This window comes from Blautia sp. SF-50 (assembly GCF_900101315.1).
GTDB classification, from domain to species: Bacteria; Bacillota; Clostridia; order Lachnospirales; family Lachnospiraceae; genus Blautia_A; species Blautia_A fusiformis.
The window spans coordinates 24,604-41,167 of record NZ_FMUW01000006.1; the positions used below are offsets into that span (position 1 = coordinate 24,604).

General features: G+C 45.2%; 10 protein-coding genes. All 10 read left to right on the forward strand.

Going from position 1 to position 16,564, the window contains the following annotated elements:
- Positions 1-313: 313 nt before the first annotated feature.
- Positions 314-2,149: an ABC-F family ATP-binding cassette domain-containing protein gene (locus BLP57_RS05275; protein WP_092069916.1), complete on the forward strand. Its 1,836-nt coding sequence runs from the start codon at positions 314-316 to the stop codon at positions 2,147-2,149.
- Between the two features lie 230 nt (positions 2,150-2,379).
- Entirely contained in the window at positions 2,380-3,426 is a 1,047-nt protein-coding gene (gene plsX / locus BLP57_RS05280) for a phosphate acyltransferase PlsX (RefSeq protein ID WP_092069919.1), read from the forward strand.
- Between the two features lie 48 nt (positions 3,427-3,474).
- Positions 3,475-3,723 (forward strand): acyl carrier protein, encoded by a 249-nt coding sequence (locus BLP57_RS05285; protein WP_021652554.1) that lies wholly within the window; start codon positions 3,475-3,477, stop codon positions 3,721-3,723.
- The gene (gene rnc, locus BLP57_RS05290; RefSeq protein ID WP_022427036.1) at positions 3,713-4,393 is read left to right on the forward strand and encodes a ribonuclease III; all 681 of its coding nucleotides are present in this window, start codon (positions 3,713-3,715) and stop codon (positions 4,391-4,393) included. Before BLP57_RS05285 ends, rnc begins: the two co-directional genes overlap by 11 nt.
- A 13-nt stretch (positions 4,394-4,406) precedes the next feature.
- Positions 4,407-7,967, forward strand: a complete 3,561-nt coding sequence (gene smc / locus BLP57_RS05295) for a chromosome segregation protein SMC (RefSeq protein WP_092069922.1) — start codon at positions 4,407-4,409, stop codon at positions 7,965-7,967.
- An 18-nt stretch (positions 7,968-7,985) separates the two neighbouring features.
- A complete protein-coding gene (ftsY, locus tag BLP57_RS05300) occupies positions 7,986-8,924 on the forward strand; it encodes a signal recognition particle-docking protein FtsY (RefSeq protein WP_015525230.1) in 939 nt (312 codons plus the stop codon).
- 6 nt (positions 8,925-8,930) lie between these two features.
- Positions 8,931-10,142, forward strand: a complete 1,212-nt coding sequence (gene ilvA, locus BLP57_RS05305; protein WP_015525229.1) for a threonine ammonia-lyase — start codon at positions 8,931-8,933, stop codon at positions 10,140-10,142.
- 107 nt (positions 10,143-10,249) lie between these two features.
- Positions 10,250-12,088, forward strand: a complete 1,839-nt coding sequence (gene glmS, locus BLP57_RS05310; protein ID WP_015525228.1) for a glutamine--fructose-6-phosphate transaminase (isomerizing) — start codon at positions 10,250-10,252, stop codon at positions 12,086-12,088.
- Between the two features lie 383 nt (positions 12,089-12,471).
- Entirely contained in the window at positions 12,472-14,325 is a 1,854-nt protein-coding gene (locus BLP57_RS05315) for a DNA cytosine methyltransferase (protein WP_092069925.1), read from the forward strand.
- A gap of 252 nt (positions 14,326-14,577) precedes the next feature.
- A complete protein-coding gene (locus BLP57_RS05320; protein WP_059086898.1) occupies positions 14,578-16,386 on the forward strand; it encodes a Na/Pi cotransporter family protein in 1,809 nt (602 codons plus the stop codon).
- The last annotated feature ends 178 nt before the right edge of the window (positions 16,387-16,564 follow it).

The window sequence follows — 16,564 nt, forward strand, 5'->3', positions numbered from 1 at the left end:
CATAAAAAATGTCATATTTCATGGAAACTGTCATTTTGTCACAGGTCTGTTGTCATTTCCTGATATTTTTTTTACAATAGCGTCAAAAGATACGAAAGGCGGTGGATATACGAAAAATAAGGGCAGCAGCTGGCGACACCAGAAACTGTTGACCAAGATCCAGATAAAAAACAATCCCCCAAGAGGGCTGTACTTCCAGATTTGAGGTACAGCCCTTTCCCCTGTCACAACAGTGATTCTTGACGGAATCGTGGAAATTCGCTATCATGGAAATGATTTTTATATACTTTGGAAGAAAACGGAGAAAATGCGCATGAACATTCTTAATATAGAACATATCCACAAAATTTTTGGAGATAAGGTGATATTTGATGATATCTCCTGCGGCATCGATCAGGGAGAAAAAATAGGTATCATCGGTGTAAACGGAACCGGTAAGACTACTTTGCTCCGCGTGATCGCCGGAGAGGAAGAACCGGACGAAGGGCAGGTGATCACCCAGAACGGGATCCGGATCAGCTGGCTTCCCCAGACTCCGGAATTTCCGCAGCATATGACCATTCTGGACTATGTGGCAGAAGGCAAATGGCAGAAGGACTGGAGTACCGAAAGTGAGGCCAGACGCATGCTGAATACACTTGGTATTACCGATCAGAATATCAATATGGATAATCTTTCCGGTGGTGAAAAGAAAAGAGTGGCGCTGGCAAGGATGCTTTTAAATCCGGCTGACATTCTGATCCTGGATGAGCCTACCAACCATCTGGACGGAGAAATGGTCATATGGCTGGAAGATTTTCTCCGGAATTTTCGTGGGACGGTGATCATGGTCACTCATGACCGTTATTTCCTGGATCGTGTGGCAAACCGGATCCTGGAGATCAGCCACGGAAAATTATATTCCTATGCAGGAGATTATTCCAGATTTCTGGAGCTGAAAGCGCAGAGAGAGGAAATGGAGCTTGCCAGTGACCGGAAGCGCCGCAGTGTACTTCGGATGGAACTGGAATGGGCAGCAAGAGGCTGTCGTGCCAGAAGTACAAAACAGAGAGCAAGGCTTGACCGTTTGGAAGCACTGAAGGCGGGAAAAACCCCGCTGAAAGAGCAGAATGTGGAAATGGATTCCATTGAGACCCGTATGGGAAAGAAAACCATAGAGTTTCATCATGTAAGTAAAACCATCGAAGGTCGTCTTTTGATCAATGATTTTGATCATATTGTTCTTCGTGATCAGCGTCTCGGGATCATCGGACCAAATGGCTGCGGTAAGTCCACACTTCTTAAAATGGCAGATGGACTGATCTTGCCGGATTCCGGAGAGATTCAGATCGGAGAAACGATCCGTATCGGGTATCTTGCCCAAAACGTTCCGGATATGGATGGAAGACAGCGGGTGATCGATTATATCCGTGAGGTGGCGGAATATGTTCCGACAAAAGAAGGAAGGATCACAGCTTCCCAGATGCTTGAGAGATTTCTTTTTGATCCGGCCATGCAGTACACTCCGGTGGAGAAGCTTTCCGGAGGTGAGAAGCGAAGACTGTATCTTTTGAAGGTTCTGATGGAGGCGCCAAATGTTCTTCTTCTTGATGAGCCCGGAAATGATCTTGATATTCCCACCATGACCATTCTTGAGGACTATCTGGATTCTTTTTCCGGCATCGTGATCACGGTGTCCCATGACCGCTATTTCCTGGATAATGTGGTGAACCGTATTATGGCATTTGAGGGAGATGGCCGGCTTGTCCAGTATGAGGGCGGTTATACGGATTATCTGGAAGCAAAGGAAAGAAAGGGACAGTCTCTGGAAACGCGTTCAGATATGAATGGCGGTACAGTACAGGGAGAAACAGCTGAGCCTGAGAAAAAGAAATCCGCTGCAGATACCTGGAAACAGAACCGGAAACAGAAACTGAAATTTACCTATAAAGAACAGAAAGAATTTGACACTATTGACGATGACATCGCAGCATTGGAAGAACGTCTGGAGCAGATCGACAAAGAGATGGCTGCCAATGCCACAAATGCGGGAAAACTCAGGGAGCTTTCCGACGAGCAGCAGGAAATCCAGCAGAAACTGGACGAAAAAATGGATCGTTGGGTATATTTAAATGATCTTGCACAACAGATTGAAAATCAGAAAGAGTAAAAGATATTGACTTCTCAGGCAAAACTCTAGTATCATAAATAACGGTACGTTAACCGGATAAACTGCGAAGCAGTTATTCGGTTATGAGTAGGTAGCGAATGCGGATTTCGAATATCCGCTTAACTTTTGGTACTCTGCAATGAAAATCCTTATACGGATGTGTATGAGGATTTTCACTACAGTGTACCATATGCATTCCGAAAAGATTTCGGACAGAGAAAGGACAACATATGTCAGAAATGGTAAAAGTCGTTGTAGATGCAATGGGTGGTGACAATGCTCCCGAGGAACCGGTAAAAGCCGCAGTGGAAGCTGTGAAAGAAAAAGAGAACATCCAGGTCATCCTTACAGGAGTACAGGATGTGATCGAAGCAGAGCTTCGGAAATACCCGGATTATCCTAAGGACAGGATCCGTGTGGTGCATGCGTCTCAGGTGATCGAGACTGCGGAACCTCCGGTCATGGCTATCCAGAAAAAGAAAGATTCCTCTATTGTAGTGGGATTAAATCTTGTAAAAAAACAGGAGGCCGATGCCTTTGTTTCCTCCGGAAGCACCGGTGCGGTACTGGTAGGAGGCCAGGTGATCGTAGGCAGGATCCAAGGGATCCGGAGACCACCTCTTGCTCCGCTGATCCCTACGGCAAAGGGCGTTTCCCTTTTGATCGACTGTGGTGCCAATGTAGATGCGAGACCAGATCATCTGGTACAGTTTGCGCAGATGGGTTCCATCTATATGGAAAATGTAGTGGGTATTAAGAAACCAAGAGTTGCTATCGTTAATAACGGTGCTGAGGAAGAAAAGGGCAATGCGCTGGTAAAGGCTACCTTCCCTCTGTTAAAAGCATGTAAGGATATCAATTTCATCGGAAGTATTGAGGCGAGAGATATCCCGTCAGGTTATGCAGATGTAGTAGTCTGTGAAGCTTTTGTAGGAAATGTGATCCTCAAGCTTTATGAAGGTGTTGGAGCTACTCTGATATCTATGATCAAAAAAGGTATGATGACAAACATTCGCAGTAAAATGGGAGCTCTGATGGTAAAACCTGCTCTTAAGAAAACCTTAAAATCATTTGATGCCAGTGAATATGGCGGAGCACCGCTTCTTGGTCTGAAAGGTCTTGTGGTCAAAAGCCACGGAAGTGCCAAAAGCGTAGAAATCCGTCATGCGATCTTTCAGTGCGAGCAGTTTAAGGAAGAGAAAATCAATGAAAAGATCGAGGAGTTTATAGCAGCCGAGCAGAAAGCACAGGCAGAAGAAAAAAGCGAAAAAAAATAAAACCGGGATTGCCGGAAATATTACAGACAGAACAGGAGGCGAACAGTCGTGGAACTGGAAATGCTGAAGACCATCATCGAAAAAACTCTGGGAAGAAATATGGATGCCATTACAGAAAAAACTACCTTTGTGGATGATCTGGGAGTGGATTCTCTGGATTTTTTTCAGATTCTTATTGATCTGGAGGAAACTTTTGATGTTCGTATCGCCCCGGAGGAAGCCGAGGAGATCGTTACTGTCGGCGATGCAGTGGAGACTCTTCGCCGGGTAACGAAGGGAAGAAGAAATGGAAAATAATTTAAAAAAGCTGGAGCAGACTATCGGATACCAGTTTACCGCAAAATCTTTACTGGAGCAGGCAATGACACACAGCTCCTATGCCAACGAAAAACACCTTGGAAAGCTTGGATGCAATGAGCGTCTGGAGTTTCTTGGAGATGCGGTGCTGGAGCTGATCAGCAGTGATTTCCTGTACAAAAAATTCCGGAATAATCAGGAAGGTGAGTTGACCAAGAAACGTGCCAGCATGGTATGTGAAAAGAGTCTTGCCTACTGTGCAAGAGAATTCGGGCTTCCGGAGTTTATCCTCCTTGGAAGAGGTGAGGAAATGATGGGCGGTCGTAAAAGAGATTCCATCGTTTCTGATGCCCTGGAATCTCTGATCGGGGCTATGTATCTGGACGGTGGATTTGAACCGGCACAGGCTTTTGTTATGAAATTTATCCTGAACGATCTGGAGGATAAGAGGATTTTTTATGACAGCAAGACAGTGCTTCAGGAAATGGTACAGGAAGGCGGAAATCATCCGGTGGAATATCGTCTTCTGAAAGAAGAGGGACCGGACCACAGCAAGAGCTTTACTGTGGAGGCGCTGATCAATGGAAAAAGTATGGGAACCGGAATCGGCCATACAAAAAAGGCAGCAGAACAGGCTGCAGCTCTAGAGGCAATACGCAGTATAAAATAACAGCAGGTGGCCAATGTATCTGAAAAATATAGAGGTGCAGGGATTTAAATCCTTTGCACAGAAAATAAATTTTGAATTTCATAACGGGATCACCGGCATCGTAGGACCTAACGGCAGCGGAAAAAGTAATGTTGGCGATGCAGTCCGCTGGGTTCTGGGAGAACAGAGCGCCAAGCAGCTTCGAGGCGGGAATATGCAGGATGTTATCTTTTCAGGAACGGAGCTTCGCAAGCCTCTGAGCTTTGCGTCCGTGGCTATTACACTTGATAACAGTGATCACAAGCTCCCGGTGGATTTTGAAGAAGTAACCGTTACCAGAAGACTGTATCGTTCCGGTGAGAGCGAATACCGCATCAACGGCAGCTCCTGTCGTTTAAAGGACATCAATGAGATGTTCTATGATACCGGTATCGGAAAAGAAGGATATTCCATCATCGGACAGGGTCAGATCGATAAGATCTTAAGTGGAAAACCCGAAGAACGCCGAGAGCTTTTTGACGAGGCAGCCGGGATCGTCAAATTTAAAAGACGAAAAAATACCACACTGAAGAAGCTTGAGGAAGAACAACAGAATTTGGTCCGTGTCACGGACATCTTAAGTGAGCTGACCAAGCAGCTGGAACCGCTGGAACGTCAGTCTGAGACTGCAAAAATATATCTGGCAAAAAGAGAAAATCTGAAAGAGCTGGATATAAATATGTTCCTCCTGGAATATGAACACACCGGAAATCTGATCCGCGAGCTGGAAGAAAAAACCAGGATCGCAGAAAATCAGTTAAAAGAAGCCCAGGATGCTCATAGTCGTACCAAGGATGAATATGAACGTCTGGAAAAAATACTGGAAGAGCTGAATGAGCGGATGGAGGCGTTGCGGGAAGAAAGCCGGGATCGTGCTATCCGTAAACAACAGCTGTCCGGTGAGATCAATGTTCTTCATGAACAGATCCTGGCAGGAGAGCAGAATGATAGTCATTATCGCAGCCGTCTTTTAGCAGTTCAGGAAGATACGGAGAAAAAATCTGCAGACCAGGAGGCTCTGGAAGAGCAAAAAGCAGATCTTCAGGCAAATTTACGGGAGATCGATAGAAAACTTGCTGACGAGCAGAAAAAAATGGACAATATCCAGAGCAGCATCGAAGAATGCACCCAGGCAGTGGAAGATGGTAAGAATGAGATCATTGAGATCCTTAATTCCCGTGCAAACACCAAAGGTAAGGCACAGCGTTTTGATGCCATGAAGGAGCAGCTGGATATCCGGAAAGCAGGGATCAGTCAGAGGATCCTTTCCCTGAAAACCCAGGAAGAGGAGCAGCAGTCAGCGATCGATCAGGCACAGAAGGAATACGACACTATCACGAAGGCCATTCAGGAAACCAGAGAAGAAGGCAGCCGTCTTACAAAAGAGATACATGCCATCCAGGAAACCCTTAAACAGCAGAATACACAGCTGGAAAAGGAACAGACGTCCTATCATAGAGAGGCATCCAGACTGGAATCCCTCCGCAATATCACAGAACGTTATGATGGATATGGAAACAGTATCCGCCGTGTCATGGAACAGAAGAATCATGTTCCTGGGATCCGTGGCGTAGTGGCGGATATCATTCACGTTGAAAAAAATTATGAGATCGCTATTGAGACAGCTCTTGGCGGAAGTATTCAGAATATCGTTACGGATAACGAGCAGACTGCCAAGCAGATGATCGAATTCCTGAAAAAAAACCGGTATGGTCGTGCGACTTTTCTCCCGTTAAACAGCATTTCTTCAAGAGGCGAGTTTAATCAAAGAGGTGCTTTGAACGAACCGGGAGCTATTGGTCTTGCCAGTGGCCTGGTAACTGCAGAGAAGGAATATGACGGTCTGATCGGTTATCTTCTTGGCAGAGTGCTGGTGGTGGATCATATCGATCATGCTATTGCCATTGCCAGAAAATACCGACACAGTATCCGTATGGTAACGTTGGAGGGAGAATCCTTAAGTCCAGGCGGTTCCATGACCGGTGGAGCTTTTAAGAACAACAGCAATCTTCTTGGGCGTCGTCGTGAGATCGAGGAACTGGAAAAGAAGGTAAAAGAGCTGGCAGCCGGGTATCATGAGATCCGACAGTCCATGGAAGATAACCGCAGCAGAAGAAATGAGATGCGTGATACTGTGGCGGCGCTGCAGCAGAAATTTCAGGAACAATCCATTCAGCAGAATACAGCCAGGTTGAACATTGAACAGCTGGAGAAAAAAGCGGAGGAGATCCGCGGCGGTTATACCAGGATCGAGAGGGAGCAGGAGGAGATCCGTCTTCAGGCAAGAGACATGCAGGCAGATAACATAAAGATCACGCAGGAACTTGAAGCATCCAAAAGGGATGAGGAAGAGCTGGAAACGTTTATCGAGACCCGGCAGAAGGAGCTGGAGGACTGGAAAAAGGACGAAGCGGAGACTTCAGAGAAGCTGGAAAGGATCCGTCTTGACGCATCTGCATCCCAGCAGAAGGAAAGCTTCATAAAGGAAAATCTGCGGCGCCTGAAAGAGGAGATCGAAGTTCTTTCGAAAGAGAGGGAAGAAATTCTGGATTCTCTGGAAAAAGGCAGCCAGGAAACTGCAGAAAAGAGAAAGACGATCGACAAGGTCCGTAAGGAGATCGAAGGCTTTGCCGCAAAAGAAGAGGCGGCTGCAAAACAGCTGGAAAAATGGCAGCAGGAAAAGGAAGAGCGCACAAAAAGCCATAAGGAGTTTTTTGAAAAGCGTGATGAGCTGTCCGGCCAGATCAGTCTTCTGGACAAAGAATGCTTCCGACTGAAGACTCAGGCAGAAAAGATCGAAGAGAACCGGGAAGCAAGGATTTCCTATATGTGGGAAGAATACGAGATCACTCCGAATAATGCCTTGCAGTACAGGAAAGAAGAAATGAATGACAGGCATGTGATGAAGCAGCAGATCCATAAATTAAAGGACGAGATCCGAGCTCTTGGCTCTGTCAACGTCAATGCCATTGAGGATTACAAAGAACTTCTGGAACGGCATACGTTCTTAAGCGGTCAGTACAACGATCTATTGGAAGCGGAAAAAACGCTGGAACAGATCATCCAGGAGTTGGATGAGGGCATGCGGAAGCAGTTTAGCGAAAAATTCGGAGAGATCCAGAAAGAATTTGACAAAGCCTTCAAAGAACTGTTCGGCGGAGGCCGGGGAACTCTGGAACTTGCGGAAGACGAGGATATCCTTGAGGCAGGGATCCGGATCATTTCCCAGCCGCCCGGAAAAAAACTTCAGAACATGATGCAGCTTTCCGGTGGAGAAAAAGCACTGACAGCCATTGCACTTCTTTTTGCGATCCAGAATCTGAAGCCTTCACCATTCTGTCTTCTGGATGAGATCGAGGCTGCACTGGATGATTCCAATGTAGGACGTTTTGCGGGATATCTTCAGAAGTTGACGAAGAACACACAATTTATTATAATAACACATAGACGTGGTACCATGAATGCAGCAGACAGGCTTTATGGAATTACCATGCAGGAAAAAGGGGTATCCACGCTGGTATCCGTAGATTTAGTAGAGAACCAGCTTACCCAGTAGCAGAGGGGATGAATCAGTATGGCAGAAGAAAAAAAAGGATTTTTTAAACGTCTGGTAAGCGGACTTACCAAAACGCGAGACAATATCGTTGCCGGATTTGATTCCATTTTCAGCGGTTTTTCCAGTATTGATGATGATTTTTATGAAGAACTGGAAGAGATCCTGATCATGGGAGATATCGGTATTAATGCAACCACCTCCATTCTGGAGCATTTAAAGGAGCAGGTTGCTGAGCAGCATATCAAGGAGCCGTCCCAGTGCAAACAGCTTCTGATCGACAGCATCAAAAAACAGATGCAGGTAGAAAGCACAGAATATGAGTTTGAGAATCGGAAATCCGTGATCCTTGTGATTGGTGTCAACGGAGTCGGCAAGACTACCTCCGTAGGCAAATTGGCCGGTAAATTAAAGGATCAGGGAAAAAAGGTCATCCTCGGGGCAGCAGATACCTTCCGTGCGGCAGCCGGGGAGCAGCTGACACAGTGGGCCAACCGTGCAGGCGTTGAGATCATCGGCGGCCAGGACGGAGCAGATCCGGCATCTGTTGTCTATGATGCCGTGGCAGCAGCCAAAGCCAGAAATGCAGATATTCTGATCTGCGATACCGCAGGAAGACTTCATAATAAGAAAAACCTTATGGAAGAGCTTCGCAAGATTTACCGTATTCTGGAACGTGAGTATCCGGAAGCATATTTGGAAACGCTGGTAGTTCTTGACGGAACCACGGGCCAGAATGCGCTTTCCCAGGCAAGACAGTTTGCCGAGGTCGCAAACGTTACCGGAATCATTCTTACCAAACTTGATGGTACAGCCAAGGGCGGAATCGCAGTAGCGATCCAGTCTGAGCTTGACATACCAGTAAAATACATCGGAGTAGGCGAAAGTATCGATGACCTGCAGAAATTTGATGCAGACGCATTTGTAAACGCCCTCTTTGACGTAGAAGAAAGGAGCTAAATACAAATGCTTACATTAGAGAGCTTTGAGGAAGCGGCAGCAAAAGTAAAAGAAGTGACACAGGAAACAAAGCTGATATACAGCAGTTATTTCTCAGATATGACGGGAAATAAGGTTTATCTGAAGCCAGAGAATATGCAGCGTACCGGTGCATATAAGGTGCGTGGCGCATATTACAAGATCAGCACACTTTCTGACGAAGAGAGGAACAAAGGTCTGATCACTGCATCTGCAGGAAATCATGCCCAGGGTGTTGCTTATGCTGCACATAAATATGGAGTAAAAGCAGTCATTGTCATGCCAACTACCACACCACTGATCAAGGTAGAGCGCACCAAGAGTTACGGTGCGGAGGTTATCCTTCACGGCGACGTATATGACGAAGCCTGCGCACACGCACTTGCCCTTGCAGAAGAAAAAGGATATACCTTTATCCATCCATTTGACGATCCGGCAGTAGCAACCGGTCAGGGAACCATCGCCATGGAGATCGTACAGGAACTTCCGCTTGTAGATTACATTCTGGTACCGATCGGAGGGGGCGGACTTGCTACAGGTGTCTCCACACTTGCGAAGCTTCTGAACCCACACATCAAAGTCATCGGTGTTGAGCCGGCAGGCGCAGCATGTATGAAGGCATCCCTGGAGAAAGGGGAGGTCGTAACGCTTCCTCACGTAAATACTATCGCAGATGGTACTGCAGTACAGACTCCGGGAAAAAATATCTTCCCATATATCCAGGAAAATCTGGACGATATCATTACCATCGATGATGATGAACTGATCGTGGCTTTTCTGGATATGGTAGAAAACCACAAGATGATCGTAGAGAACTCAGGACTTCTTACTGTAGCAGCTCTCCGTCATCTGGATGTAAAGAATAAGAAGATCGTTTCCATCTTAAGCGGTGGAAATATGGATGTGATCACCATGTCATCGGTTGTACAGCACGGACTGATCCAGCGTGACCGTATCTTTACCGTATCCGTACTTATTCCGGATAAGCCAGGTGAACTGGTACGTGTTGCAAGTGTGATCGCTGAAAATCAGGGTAATGTTATCAAACTGGATCATAACCAGTTTGTAAGTACCAACCGAAATGCAGCCGTAGAACTTCGGATCACTATGGAAGCATTCGGAACAGATCATAAGAATCAGATCGTTGCAGCTCTGGAAAAAGCGGGTTGCAAACCGAGAGTGGTACGTGCTATACTGTAGGACATGTTATATTGCAATAACTGAAACTTCTGACCGGACTGTTGCATATGATGTAACAGCCCGGTCTTTTGCGAAAATACCTGCATAGACAGAAAGGACAGATAAATATGTGTGGAATTGTAGGATTTACAGGTAGACACCAGGCAGCTCCGATCCTTTTAGATGGGCTCTCCAAGCTGGAATACAGAGGATATGATTCCGCTGGAATCGCCGTACGTGACGGCGAGGGCGAGACGGAAGTGATCAAAGCCAAGGGAAGACTGAAAGTTCTGTCAGAAAAGACAAACGGCGGAGAGACTGTACCGGGAACCTGTGGTATCGGTCATACCAGATGGGCAACTCATGGTGAACCTTCTGAGAACAATGCACATCCGCATATGACAGACGACGGTAATATCGTAGCAGTCCACAACGGCATCATTGAGAACTATCAGGAACTGAAAAATAAGCTCGCCCGTAAAGGCTATACTTTCTATTCTGAGACCGATACCGAGGTAGCAGTCAAGCTGATCGATTATTATTACAAGAAATATGAGGGAACACCGGTGGATGCCATCACACATTCCATGGTACGTATCCGTGGTTCCTATGCCCTTGCGATCATGTTCAGGGATTATCCGGGTGAAATATATGTAGCCAGAAAAGACAGCCCCATGATCCTTGGAGTGGCAGAAGATGAATCCTTTATCGCTTCTGACGTACCGGCGATCCTGAAATACACCCGCAATGTATATTATATCGGCAATCTGGAGATGGCGCGTGTGAAAAAAGGCGAAGTCACCTTCTACAATCTTGATGGAGATGAGATCGAGAAAGAGCTGAAAACCATTGAATGGGATGCAGAAGCAGCGGAAAAAGCCGGATATGAGCATTTCATGATGAAAGAGATCCATGAACAGCCAAAGGCAGTACTGGATACGTTGAATTCCGTGCTCAAGGATGGAAAGATCGACCTCAGTGAAGTTGGCCTGGAAGAAGAAAGCATCCGGAACATCCAGCAGATCTATATCATAGCCTGCGGCTCCGCTTATCACGTAGGAATGGCAGCACAGTATGTGATCGAGGATCTTGCACAGATCCCGGTAAGGGTAGAGCTCGCTTCCGAATTCCGTTACCGAAAAATGGCCCTTAACACCAACAGCCTTGCAGTGATCATCAGCCAGTCCGGTGAAACAGCAGACAGTCTTGCAGCACTTCGTAAATGCAAGGAAAATGGTATTCGTACACTGGGAATCGTTAATGTAGTGGGATCTTCCATTGCACGTGAGGCTGATAATGTATTTTATACTCTGGCCGGACCGGAGATTTCTGTAGCTACTACCAAGGCGTACAGCACACAGCTGATCGCAGCTTATACACTGGCGATCCAGTTTGCAATGGTAAGAGGAACGATCACAGAAGAAGCCTACAGCAATTATATCAGTGAACTGCAGACACTTCCGGATAAGATCTGTAAGATCCTGGAAGATAAGGAACGTATCCAGTGGTTTGCCTCAAAACAGGCAAATGTAAAAGATGCTTTCTTTGTAGGAAGAGGAATTGATTACGCTATCAGCCTGGAGGGCAGTCTGAAGATGAAAGAGATCAGTTACATTCACTCTGAAGCCTATGCTGCCGGAGAGCTGAAACACGGAACGATCTCCCTGATCGAAGACGGGACTCTTGTGATCGGTGTGCTGACCCAGCCGGATCTCTACGAAAAAACAGTCAGCAATATGGTTGAGTGTAAGAGCCGCGGCGCCTACCTTATGGGCCTGACCACATTTGGTAATTACAATATCGAGGATACCGCAGACTTCACCGTCTACATCCCGAAAACAGACCCGCACTTTGCAACATCCCTGGCAGTGATCCCGCTTCAGCTTCTGGGCTACTACGTAAGCGTAGCCAAAGGACTGGATGTGGATAAACCACGAAATCTGGCGAAGAGCGTGACAGTGGAGTAAAAAATATATATGGACTATAGAGAAAGCCTCAGAGTATGTATATGCGAAAATACTCTGAGGCTTTTTTATAAAATCTTTACGCAAAAATAGTTTCATGGTATCATATAGACATATGATGCTGTGAAATTATTTTGCTTTTCAGGGGATATTAAGAAGGGGTGACGGGTACATGCTTATGCCGGTAGTGCCAGAGAGGAGATTGAACTGAAACCAGAGTGCCCGGACAGCCATAGAGCAGATAAAGGAGAAAAATTATCCGGAGTCTTTACAGAAATGTACAGGGAATATCCTGGCTTGTGGGGATCAATTATAACAAACCAATCAACAGTGGTAAGCTTTTGGAGCTGCTGTCACAGTACAAATAATAAGATAGGAAAAAATATATGAAGAATACAGTGGTGATCTTTAATGCCGGTATCGGTGCGCTGACTCTTGGTTTTCAAAATGCCGGTTATGAGATTTTGAAAGCATATGAGCCGGACAGAAAAGTGATAGAGATCTATCAGGAAAATATAAGTCAAAATGTAACTGCATGCAGCCTTTCTTCCATAGATCCTGCCACAGTTCCGGACAGTGATGTCTGGGCTTTTGATCTGACGCAGTCGAAAGCAGAAGAGGTGTTTTATAGTTTGACCCTGGTGCAAAGAAGACGACCGCCGGCCATTCTTTTTGTTATGAAAAAGCAATTATGGAAAGGGTTCATAAAGGAGCACATTTTTCAGCTGCAAGAATATGGATACCATATCACGCATAAAAATATCCAGAGTTCGGAGGTTACTGCATTTCCGCTGCGGGAAGAATTTGCATATATTGTTTCAAAAAGAGTGAATGCTTCGGATATGATCATGCCGGTGCAGGTCCATAAGAGTAGTATCCTGTTGGATGGCTGGGTGGAAATGAATCCACAGGATTCCTGGTATTACAGAATTGATTTTGCGAAAGAGAAGATTGATGCTTCGCATGCCGGTGACAGCGTTTTGTGTTGGGAAAAAGGCGGTTATCGGGAATCCGGGCAGGTTCGTCTGAATCTGATAAAAATGCCGCTGATCCGTATCCATGGCGTCTATCATAAGATCACACACAAAGAAATAGCCAGATTAAAGGGATTTCCGGAAGATTTTCCACGTTCTGTGCCAAACAAAAGCCGGATGTACAGAAGCCTGATATATGCGCCGAACATAAAAGTGACAGAACAGGTCGTTCGCAATCTCTGCGTAGAACCCTATATAAATTCAGAGGGTGATGTGCAGATGAAAAACTGGGAAAATATGGCCCGCTTTAAGCAGCTTTTTGAAAAATACCTTACATATAAAGGGGTTTCTTTCCAAAGCGATGAATGGGTCTTTATGACCAGAATGTACAGTGATTCCAAAGAAATCGCTACACTTAAACGGTTGCAGAGTTATAGCCGTCTGGTTGGAAAAGCAGTGTCAGATCAGAAAAAGGATCTGCCATTACAAAATATCTGTGTAGTGGCGAATCTGGTCTCTGATGAGACTAAGAGAAAGTACGAAGAGGCGAAGCTTGGATATGTCTGGGACATCCGAAATGTGCTGTGGCTCTTTGAGGACTATCCGGAACTGAAGAACGAACTGATCTCGATTCTGAATTATTCGGTGGAAAACATAGAACCGGAGAGACCGGAGCCTTTTATCTTTGAGGAAAGCAGCCAGATGGAGAATACGGATCCGGAATCGGTTGCTGACAGCTATATAGCGCAGTTAAAAGTGTTGGAGACCGGTAGTGCAGCTTTCAAGAAATATGAGGAACTTTGTGTTTCTATTCTGAAATATATCCTTGGAGAATATCTGACTTTGTGGGAGCAGCAGAAGACAACAGAGGAAAATCTGTATCGTTTTGACATGTGCTGTAAGATCAAAAACGGGGTGACACAGGATTTTTTTGACACGATCTGTAAGTATTTTTCTACGAAGTATATCGTGTTCGAGTTTAAAAACTATGAAAAGCCTATTACTCAGAGGGAAATTTACACTACAGAAAAATATCTGTACGAAAAAGCTCTCCGTAAAGTTGCGATCATTATTTCCAGAAAAGGAGCGGATAAACATGCGAAAATGGCTGCACGGGGAAGTCTACGGGAAAGCGGGAAACTGATCATCTGTCTGTCTGATGAAGATATGAAAGCGATGCTCCAGATAAAAAAAGAAGGGGAAAGAACAACGGGAGAGTACCTGGAAAATATTTTGGATGATATGCTGATGCGCCTGGAAAAATAAAAAATTTTGTGAAAAATAACTCAAAAATACTCATTTCGAAGGCAGAGTTTTGGAAGATGATCCGCTGCCTTCGATTTTTTTTATTTTCGAAATAAATCTGTTGTTGTAATATGGAAATTGATGTGGCATAATAAATGGGAAAATGTTAAAAATAAGAAAAATCCAGATTAAGGAAATGTAAAGTTGCATTTTCAGGATAACATGGCTCCTGACAGATTATGACAGGAAGCGAGTATGACAAAGGAGAAAATTATGGCAATTTTTTCAATGATCTTATCTTTGTTGTGTGGAGTATCATTATTTTTGTTTGGTATGTCCCTAATGGGCGATGGTCTGAAGCTGGCAGCTGGTAATAAGCTGGAAGCATTTCTTTATAAGATGACCAATACTCCGCTGAAGGGTGTCGCACTTGGTACTGGTGTTACCAGTGTGATCCAGTCGTCTTCTGCGACGACAGTTATGGTGATCGGTTTTGTAAACTCCGGTATGATGAAACTGAAACAGGCGATCGGTATCATCATGGGAGCCAATATCGGAACCAGTATTACTGGCTGGATCTTATGTCTTTCTTATATTGAAGGATCAAATGGAATCGCTAGTGTTCTTTCCACAGCAACTATTTCTGCTGTTGTGGCTGTAGTTGGTATTATTTTCCGTATGTTCTGTAAGCGTACCTTACATAAGAACGTGGGAAATATCATGCTTGGTTTTGCAATCCTGATGACAGGTATGCAGATGATGAGTGGTGCGGTATCTCCATTGCGTGAGAGTCCGATGTTCATCAAGATGCTGACTATGTTTTCCAATCCGATCGCGGGTATTCTCGTAGGTATCGCTTTTACTGCGGTACTCCAGAGTGCGTCTGCAACAGTCGGTGTGCTCCAGGCTCTTTCCGTAACCGGTATCCTGACATTTGCAAGTGCATTTCCGATCGTTCTTGGTATCGGTGTTGGTGCTGCATGTCCAGTTCTGATCTCAGCCATCGGAGCAAATAAGAACGGTAAAAGAACTGCTCTTGTATATCTGATCAATGACCTGTTTGGGCTGATCCTCTGGTCTGTGATCTTTTATACCGTGAATGCGTTTGTACATTTTACATTTATGGATATGACCATGACACCGGTAGCGATCGCGCTTTTGAATACGGTGTTCCGTCTGGCAACGGTTATCGTGCTGTTCCCGTTTATTTCAAAGATCGAGAAGCTGGTATGCTGGCTTGTGAAGGATGACAAAGAAGATCTGGAAGATGAGGCAGACTTTGATCTTCTGGAAGAGCGTCTTCTGAATTACCCGGCCCTTGCTATCGCACAGTGTCACCGTGTAATGAACGGAATGTCCAAGAAGCTCCGTAAGAATGTCAACAGAGCCATGAATCTTCTGAATGATTATCAGCAGGATAAGTATGATAAGGTTCAGCGAAAAGAGGATCTGATCGACAAGTATGAAAGTCGTCTAGGAGAGTATCTGATCCAGCTGACAAAGAGAGAGATGAATTCTGCACAGACAAGACAGACTTCACTGTATCTGCATACGATCAATGACTTTGAGCGTATCGGTGATCATGCTTCTTACATTGCTCATATGTCCAATGAAATGCATGATAACCATACGAATTTTTCACAGGAAGCCTGGGATGAGCTGAATGTTGTTATGGAGGCAGTTCGTGAGGATATCAATATAACCTGCAATGCTTTCATGAAAGACGATAAAGAAATGGCACAGAGAGTAGCACCTCTCGGAGCTGTGATCACAGGACTTTGTGATGTACTGAAGATGCGTCATGCAGAGCGACTGAGCCAGGGCAAATGCGGACTGGAAGAGGGAACGGTATTTAGTGATATCCTTAACAGTTTCTGTCGTATCGCAACTCACTGTGCAAGTGCTATGGTGGCACTTATGAAGAGCGGAGAGACAGGATCTGATCTTCATATTCACGATTCCAAGATCTATCCCACAAACAGTGCGGACTACTACCAGTATTTCAAGGAATACGGACAGAAATATGATATTGGAAATCAGGAAGGCCATATGCTCAGCATGGAGCCGGAAGAAGTAGAATAAGAAATTCAGGCAGCGGAAATGTAGATATTCCGCTGCCGTTTTTGTTAGGGATTTGCCCTAACAATGAAAAAAGAAGGGGCTGTCGCACTAATTTTTTAGTGCGACAGCCCCTTTGTACTGAGGTGATTATAGTTCAGAGAACAAAATATGTCACTCCTCTATTTTTCATTACTTTTTG

Bases quoted from the DNA above. Each gene is read 5' to 3' on its own strand.
- BLP57_RS05275 (WP_092069916.1), top strand. From the start codon at position 314: ATGAACATTCTTAATATAGAACATATCCACAAAATTTTTGGAGATAAG.
- plsX (WP_092069919.1), top strand. From the start codon at position 2,380: ATGTCAGAAATGGTAAAAGTCGTTGTAGATGCAATGGGTGGTGACAAT.
- rnc (WP_022427036.1), top strand. From the start codon at position 3,713: ATGGAAAATAATTTAAAAAAGCTGGAGCAGACTATCGGATACCAGTTT.
- smc (WP_092069922.1), top strand. From the start codon at position 4,407: ATGTATCTGAAAAATATAGAGGTGCAGGGATTTAAATCCTTTGCACAG.
- ftsY (WP_015525230.1), top strand. From the start codon at position 7,986: ATGGCAGAAGAAAAAAAAGGATTTTTTAAACGTCTGGTAAGCGGACTT.
- ilvA (WP_015525229.1), top strand. From the start codon at position 8,931: ATGCTTACATTAGAGAGCTTTGAGGAAGCGGCAGCAAAAGTAAAAGAA.
- glmS (WP_015525228.1), top strand. From the start codon at position 10,250: ATGTGTGGAATTGTAGGATTTACAGGTAGACACCAGGCAGCTCCGATC.
- BLP57_RS05315 (WP_092069925.1), top strand. From the start codon at position 12,472: ATGAAGAATACAGTGGTGATCTTTAATGCCGGTATCGGTGCGCTGACT.
- BLP57_RS05320 (WP_059086898.1), top strand. From the start codon at position 14,578: ATGGCAATTTTTTCAATGATCTTATCTTTGTTGTGTGGAGTATCATTA.